The organism is Streptococcus sp. HSISS3, assembly GCF_000448605.1.
GTDB classification, from domain to species: Bacteria; Bacillota; Bacilli; order Lactobacillales; family Streptococcaceae; genus Streptococcus; species Streptococcus raffinosi.
In genome coordinates this window covers 2,183,766-2,190,203 of sequence record NZ_CM002130.1, presented here as the reverse complement: position 1 = coordinate 2,190,203, position 6,438 = coordinate 2,183,766, and the positions used below count along the sequence as shown (strand labels likewise).

8 protein-coding genes are annotated in these 6,438 nt (G+C 37.5%); 7 read left to right on the top strand and 1 reads right to left on the bottom strand.

The features are described from left to right. Positions 1–12: 12 nt before the first annotated feature. Positions 13–414: a helix-turn-helix domain-containing protein gene (locus tag HSISS3_RS10125; protein ID WP_051176061.1), complete on the bottom strand. Its 402-nt coding sequence runs from the start codon at positions 412–414 to the stop codon at positions 13–15. 144 nt (positions 415–558) lie between these two features. Here HSISS3_RS10125 and rnpA point away from each other — a divergent pair, with 144 nt between their 5' ends. From rnpA to tgt, 7 genes are all read left to right on the top strand, one after another. Beyond that, the gene (gene rnpA, locus HSISS3_RS10120; protein WP_021146527.1) at positions 559–894 is read left to right on the top strand and encodes a ribonuclease P protein component; all 336 of its coding nucleotides are present in this window, start codon (positions 559–561) and stop codon (positions 892–894) included. A gap of 111 nt (positions 895–1,005) precedes the next feature. Continuing rightward, entirely contained in the window at positions 1,006–1,812 is an 807-nt protein-coding gene (locus HSISS3_RS10115) for a YidC/Oxa1 family membrane protein insertase (RefSeq protein WP_002888724.1), read from the top strand. 11 nt (positions 1,813–1,823) lie between these two features. Continuing rightward, a complete protein-coding gene (jag, locus tag HSISS3_RS10110; protein WP_021152602.1) occupies positions 1,824–2,870 on the top strand; it encodes an RNA-binding cell elongation regulator Jag/EloR in 1,047 nt (348 codons plus the stop codon). Positions 2,871–3,004: 134 nt separating this feature from the next. Next, positions 3,005–3,601 carry a TetR/AcrR family transcriptional regulator gene (locus HSISS3_RS10105; protein WP_021146525.1) on the top strand — a complete coding sequence of 199 codons (597 nt, stop codon included), beginning with the start codon at positions 3,005–3,007 and terminating at the stop codon, positions 3,599–3,601. Beyond that, positions 3,598–4,161 carry an NAD(P)H-dependent oxidoreductase gene (locus HSISS3_RS10100; RefSeq protein WP_021152601.1) on the top strand — a complete coding sequence of 188 codons (564 nt, stop codon included), beginning with the start codon at positions 3,598–3,600 and terminating at the stop codon, positions 4,159–4,161. The genes HSISS3_RS10105 and HSISS3_RS10100 overlap by 4 nt, the downstream gene beginning before the upstream one ends. A 221-nt stretch (positions 4,162–4,382) precedes the next feature. Continuing rightward, the gene (rpmH, locus tag HSISS3_RS10095) at positions 4,383–4,517 is read left to right on the top strand and encodes a 50S ribosomal protein L34 (protein WP_002885866.1); all 135 of its coding nucleotides are present in this window, start codon (positions 4,383–4,385) and stop codon (positions 4,515–4,517) included. Positions 4,518–4,715: 198 nt separating this feature from the next. Beyond that, on the top strand, positions 4,716–5,858 hold the full coding sequence (gene tgt, locus HSISS3_RS10090) for a tRNA guanosine(34) transglycosylase Tgt (RefSeq protein WP_002888730.1): 1,143 nt from the start codon (positions 4,716–4,718) through the stop codon (positions 5,856–5,858). The last annotated feature ends 580 nt before the right edge of the window (positions 5,859–6,438 follow it).

The following is a 6,438-nucleotide window of genomic DNA, read 5'->3' as shown; positions in this document are numbered from 1 at the left end:
GTTTAACGATTTCTAAACGTCTTCTTTCGTTGTTTTTCTGCTAGTCATATGATAAACCTCCGGAATAGGATTGTAATCCTTTAGTTCTTTATGACTATTATACCTGAAAACCCATTGTCTGATTTGTTCATGACTTCTTAGCCCAAATTTTCTAGCTAATTCTTGAAGGGAACCTTCTCCTGTTAAATAGGCTTCAATGCATTTTAGCTTAAACTCTGTAGAATAATTTTGGTTATGCTTTAGAGACTTTAGCCCCTCGTGCCCTTGATATTGATAGGCTGTAGCCCAGTCTTTAATAGTACAAGGATTGACCCCAAACTGACGAGCTAGTTGAGAACAGGAGGCTTTACCTTCAAGATACCAGGTAACAGCCCTCAGCTTGCCTTCAAAAGAAACCTTACTTTTTCTAGACATAATAAAAATCCTACTTTCGTAAACAGTACTTTATGTATTTTTACTGTCTACTTAAGTAGGACTATATCAGCCCAAACTATAAGGTTTTGGGCTTTTTTGCTATTTATGGTATAATAGTACTAATTTTGAGTTTGGAGTCGTATTTTGAAAAAATCTTATCGTATTAAGAAAGAGAAAGACTTTAAAGCATTATTTGATGCAGGGCACAGTGTTGCCAATCGAAAATTTGTTGTCTACTGTCTGAATCGTGATTTACTCCATTATCGCGTAGGTTTGTCAGTTAGCAAGCGTCTTGGTAATGCAGTTACCCGAAATCGGGTAAAACGTCGTCTACGACATGCACTAATGGACATGTCATCTCAATTAGCACATCAAGATTTTGTCGTTATTGCTCGTAAAGGTGTCGAGGACTTAAGCTACCAAGAAATTTACAGCAATCTCGTTCATGTCTTAAAAATAGCAAAGTTATATAAGGACTAGAAAATTATCTTTCACCGTCATGGTACGATTCATCAGGACAAATTTTTGTTGATGCTATCATCCTAGTAGACGGAGATAAGACAATTCTTTGTCATGTAAAAGGAGTTTTTAGTGAAAAGAAAACTTAATTTATTCGTTTTAGGAGCAGGAGCTCTCTTGGCTTTATCAGCTTGTGGACGCAGTGATGTCACAAGCCAGTCTACAGGACTTTGGGAACGCTTCATTCTAATGTTTGGTAAGGCTGTTCAAGGACTTTCAATTGGCGGCTCTATTGGACTAGGGATTATTATCTTTACGATTTTGATTCGTGCAGTTATGATTCCATTGTATAATCGCCAAATTAAGTCAAGTCGTGAATTGCAAGAACTACAGCCAGAGTTACGACGATTGCAGGGTGAGTATCCAGGAAGTGAAAATCGTGAAGCTCTTGCTAATGCACAGCAAGAACTCTACAAAGAGCATGGTGTTAATCCCTATGCCAGCTTCGTTCCTCTCCTGATTCAGTTTCCTATTTTGATGGCTCTTTACGGTGCACTTACACGTGTACCTGAGTTACGAGAAGGAACCTTCCTCTGGGTAGACCTTGGTCAGAAAGACCCCTACTTTATTCTTCCGATTTTGGCAGCTGCATTCACCTTCCTTTCAACTTGGTTGACGAATAAAGCAGCTAAAGAACGTAGTTCGATGTTACTTGTTATGAATATCTTGCTTCCAGTCTTTATTTTCTGGTTTGGAACGCAGATTTCTTCAGGGGTAGCACTTTATTGGGCAGTCTCAAATGCCTTCCAAGTTGTTCAGATTTTGGTTTTCAATAATCCATTTAAAATTATTGCTGAACGTAATCGTTTGGAAGCGGAAGAAAAAGAACGTAAAGCTAAGATTCGTCGTGCCAAGAAAAAGGCGCACAAACGTAAGTAAGGAGGCTTTTTATGGTTGTCTATTCTGGACGAACAGTTGAACAAGCTATTGAAAAAGGTTTGAAAGTTCTTAAGTTACCTCGTATGAAGGCCCACATCAAGGTGATTTCTCGTGAGAAAAAAGGCTTTCTAGGATTTGGAAAGAAACCTGCTCGAGTTAGCATTGAACCAATAAATGAACAATCAGCGTATGAAGCAGACCAAGATAATACCGTAAAAGATTTTGCCGATAGTGTCAATTATCAAAATAAGGCTATCACAAGCCCGACAGAAGAAACGAATACTTTCAGTAAAGTGACAAGGCTTGCCGATCTTGTGGATAGCAAGGAAATGGAAGAGGAAATTAAGGAGGAAGCAACTCCTGTAGAGATTTTTGATGAAAAGCCATCGGAGAAAAAACAGGAGCCATCTAAGGCAACAGTTATTCCTCTAGCTATTAAGCGCCAGTCATTAGAAGAAAGTGTATCGGATTCAGTGGTATCCTCTCTAGAATCTGAACAGGAATCGGTTACTCAAATTCAAGCTACAGAAACTTCAGAAGATGATTTCAGCTCTTTTGTAGCATCTGAGTTTAGTTCAGAAGAAACTTCTGAAAACAATTTAGAGGATGTTCAAGTGGCTGCGGACGACGTTTTATCTTATCTTGAAAAAATCATCTATGAAATGGATGTTGATGCTAGTTTAGAGGTCAGTCACAATCGTCGTAATATCATTATTCAGATTGAGATGGACCAACCTGGTCGTGTTATAGGTTATCACGGTAAAGTCCTTAAATCATTGCAACTTTTGGCACAAAATTATTTGCATGACCATCATTCTAAACGATTTAGTGTTGTTCTTAATGTTCGAGACTATTTGGAGCAACGTACGGAGACTTTGATTGATTTAGCTGAAAAAACAGCAGCTAAAGTAAAAGAAACAGGTCGAGAGTATGTGATGGATCCGATGACGAATAGTGAACGAAAAATTATCCACAAGGCTATATCTCAAATTGAAGGTGTTGAAAGTCACTCAGAAGGTGACGATCCCAATCGATACGTGGTTGTAACAAAAGTATAATTAGAATAGTATGTATTACTGATAGAAGCTAGTCTGGTTTAAAGGCTAGCTTTTTTTTGACAAACCAAAGTATACAGTGTATACTTTGGTTAAAAAGTAGTCAGAGTCTACTTAATTGTAAATAGGAGTCGAAAATGAAACGTAATACTGCTGAATTGAAGGAGAAGCTAATTAAAACCGGAATTGAGGAAATAAGGATAAAGGGGATTGACCAATTATCTATGCGTACAATTGCCCAAAAATGTGGCGTTACTCATGGAGCTCCCTATAAGCACTTTGACAATAAAGATACCTATATGAAAGTTGTTTTGGAGCACTTATCGGAGATCTTTTTGAAAAATATGACTCAAGGGATTGCATCTTCTCTCAACGCAAGAAATCGACTGGTATTAATGGGTTGTAACTTTGTAAGATTTGCTCAACAAGAAACGAATATCTTTGAGGCCTTGTTTATCAAGTTTCCCTTTAACTATATGGAATTTTCTCAAGAAAGTATTTCTGTCAATTCCCACTTACAAGGATTTGAATATTTTAAAAATACAGCTCTGGAATTAAAAAACAAGGAGAAACTTTCAGGTAGTGATGCAGAAGTTTTGATGCATTTTTGGAGTTTTATCACTGGTTTGGCTATGCTAGCAAGAAGTCCCATTGCTGATAATTTTACAGAGACTACTGTTCAAGAAACTGTAAGAACTATGCTTGATATTTATATTAAAGGAGCTAAGCAATGAAGATCTTAATGATTTATGCACATCCAAACGACAAGAGCTACAATGCTTCTATACTAGAGACTGTTAAAGAAAATTTATCGCCTAAACATGAGTTAAGGATTTTAGATTTGTATAAAGGGCAGTTCGACCCTGTTTTACGTTTTGATGCTACACATAGGAGAAGAGACCTGGCGAATGATGTAGCTATGAAACACTATCGAGACTTGTTAGTTTGGGCAGATCAGTTAATCTTTATTTTTCCAACTTGGTGGAGTGGGATGCCAGCTATCTTAAAAGGATTTATTGAACGTGTATTTGTTGCTGGTTTTGCTTATGATAATACCCCACGTGGTTTGAAAGGTAGGCTTGCTGGCAAGGCCTGGATTATCACTACACACAATACACCGAGGATTTTCCTTCCTTTTGCACAAGACTACTCCAAAGTTTTGAAATTTCAAATCCTAAAACCTTGTGGTTTTAAAGCAGTTAAAGTCACTCAGATTACACGTGTTGAGTATATGACGGACCATGAGCGAAAGGAACAACTCCAAAAAATCGCAAAATTGACTCAAAATCTTTAAATGAATGAAGTAATGGCATCATCGAGACTTTTAGCACCGGTAGAAATGACTAGGTCGCTCTTTTAAGTTCTAGTGTTTGTTTTTTACGATATGATGAAATTATTGTCTAAAGTATTTCTTGACAAGAACACGCTATTGCTATAAAATAGTATGGTATGTTTAGTATCTGATCAAAAATAGCCGGCTAAACGAATACGAAAATCTATCAGGAGGTATTCAACGTGAAACGTACTTATCAACCAAGTAAAATCCGTCGTCAACGTAAACACGGATTCCGTCACCGTATGTCAACTAAGAACGGACGTCGTGTTCTTGCAGCTCGTCGTCGTAAAGGACGTAAAGTTCTTTCAGCCTAAGACATTATTGAAAGCAACAGTGCTCGAGACTGTTGCTTTTTGTTTACCTAAAGCTTAGATATTTTAGATTTTAGAATAGCCGTTTTGAGAAATTGAAGCTGACAATTCCTATAAATTTTGGTAAACTAAAGCGGTTGTGGATAATGACCACTTACAAAATAATACTTAGGACTGTTTTTCCTAACGTAAGGAGTATAAATGACTGATTTTCCTATTAAATATCGTCTTATAAAGAAAGAAAAACACACAGGGGCACGTCTAGGGGAAATTATCACCCCTCACGGATCTTTTCCAACGCCGATGTTTATGCCTGTAGGTACTCAGGCTACAGTAAAAACGCAATCTCCTGAAGAATTAAAACAGATGGGGTCAGGAATTATTTTAGCAAATACCTATCATTTATGGCTCAGACCTGGTGATGAGCTGGTTGCTAAAGCTGGTGGACTCCATAAATTTATGAATTGGGACCAAGCTATTCTTACAGATAGTGGTGGTTTCCAAGTTTATTCACTAGCAGAAAAACGAAACATTTCAGAAGAAGGGGTGACATTTAAAAATCACCTTAATGGAAGTAAGATGTTCCTATCTCCTGAGAAAGCCATCTCTATTCAAAATAATCTGGGCTCAGATATTATGATGAGCTTTGATGAATGTCCTCAATTTTACCAACCATACGATTATGTTAAAAAATCAATTGAACGTACAAGTCGTTGGGCAGAGCGTGGACTAAAGGCGCATCGCCGTCCATATGATCAAGGGCTCTTTGGTATTGTACAAGGAGCTGGTTTCGAAGACCTTCGTAGACAATCTGCGCATGATTTGGTTTCCATGGATTTTCCAGGGTACTCTATTGGTGGTCTTGCAGTAGGAGAAACTCATGAAGAGATGAATGCAGTTCTAGACTTTACTGTACCTTTACTTCCTGAGAATAAACCACGTTATCTCATGGGAGTGGGTGCACCAGATAGTTTGATTGATGGTGTAATCCGTGGTGTTGATATGTATGATTGTGTTCTTCCTACAAGAATCGCTCGAAACGGAACTTGTATGACTAGTCAAGGACGTCTTGTAGTTAAAAATGCGGCATACGCAGAAGATTTTAGCCCTATAGATCCTGAGTGTGATTGTTACACATGTAAGAACTATACACGTGCTTATGTGAGACACCTACTGAAGGCAGATGAGACATTTGGAATTCGTTTGACAAGTTATCATAATCTCTACTTCTTGGTGAATTTGATGGCGAAAGTACGTCAAGCTATTATTGATGACAATTTACTTGAGTTTCGTCAAGATTTCATTGAAAAATATGGTTATAATGCAAATAATAGAAATTTTTAAATTTACTATCTAACAGTACAGCAATGTACTGTTTTCTTATTTAATTTAATAAAAATAAATAAGGAAGCTGCTAAGGAAGGTGTAAACTGAATGTTTTTTTAAATACCCTTTAAAATGATAAAAAGTTATTGACAAGGTAAGCAAGAGATGATAATATGAATAGGCTACATCGGAGGATGAAGCAGAGACACGAGGAAGTTTGGAAAAAACTTTTCAAAAAGTGTTGACAAGATATTCTAGATTTGCTAGAATATAGGAGTTGTCTTAAGAGAGACAAAGACCTTTGAGAACTGAATAAGAAACCAAGTGCAGGGTTATGATAGAAGAAATTATAACCTGTCAATTTACAAGAAAAAACGTCAGAAGACGGAAATGAGTTAACGCTCGAATGATTATTAAAGAATTTAATGAGAGTTTGATCCTGGCTCAGGACGAACGCTGGCGGCGTGCCTAATACATGCAAGTAGAACGCTGAAGAGAGGAGCTTGCTCTTCTTGGAAGAGTTGCGAACGGGTGAGTAACGCGTAGGTAACCTGCCTTGTAGCGGGGATAACTATTGGAAACGATAGCTAATACCGCA